At 62.3% G+C, this 780-nt stretch carries 1 protein-coding gene; it reads left to right on the top strand.

The window, feature by feature from the left end; all coding sequences use genetic code 11:
• The coding region (locus tag G7009_RS27295; protein WP_375139581.1) for an immunoglobulin-like domain-containing protein at nt 1-780 on the top strand (780 nt) is incomplete at both ends.

Below are 780 nucleotides of genomic sequence, written 5' to 3'. Positions count from 1 at the left end.
ACCTGATCACTGCTGGCAGCACCAACACAGTCGTCACTGACGAACCGGGAACTCCAGGTAATCCGGGTACCCCTGGCACGCCGAACACTGGCGACCAGATCGCCGTCTCGATCGTCAGCAATGGCAATGTCACCGAAGCCCAGCAGCCGGTCTTCACCGTACGCGTCAACCAGGTCCTGGACCGTGACCTCACCGTCACCCTGACCAATGGTGACAAGGTCCTTATCGCCGCAGGCCAAACCGAAGCCACCTACCGCACCGATGCCCAGGGCGAGGACGTCTTCAAGGATGCTGGTTCCCTGACTGTCGGCATCACCGATGCCACCGTTGACGACCAGACCTTCGAGAACCTGCAGCTGGGTGGCTCGGCCACCGTGCAGATCGCCGACACCATCAACGATGTCGTGGCGACCCTGACCGCCGACAAGACCACTGTCGCCGAAGGCGGCCAGATCACCTACACCGTGACCCTGAGCAACGCCCAAGGCCTGCCAGTTACCGGCCATGCGGGCCTGACGTTCACCCTCACCGATGGCACCACGATCACCATCCCGAGCGGCAGTACCGCCGGTACCGCCACCATCACCACCAACGATGACGTCTATGTCGGTGGCCAGCCGGCCATCGCCCAGACCATCACCGGTGTGACCGGCGATGCGGTCTTCGAGAACCTGATCACTGCTGGCAGCACCAACACAGTCGTCACTGACGAAACCGGTACGCCGAACAATCCAGGGACTCCAGGTACGCCAAATGGCGGCGACCAGGTTTTGGTCAGCA

Origin of the sequence: Pseudomonas capeferrum, from assembly GCF_013523055.1 — a bacterium.
Lineage (GTDB): Bacteria > Pseudomonadota > Gammaproteobacteria > Pseudomonadales > Pseudomonadaceae > Aquipseudomonas > Aquipseudomonas capeferrum_A.
Note: the sequence above shows the minus strand (reverse complement) of the source record. Positions and strands in the feature narration are given on the sequence as shown.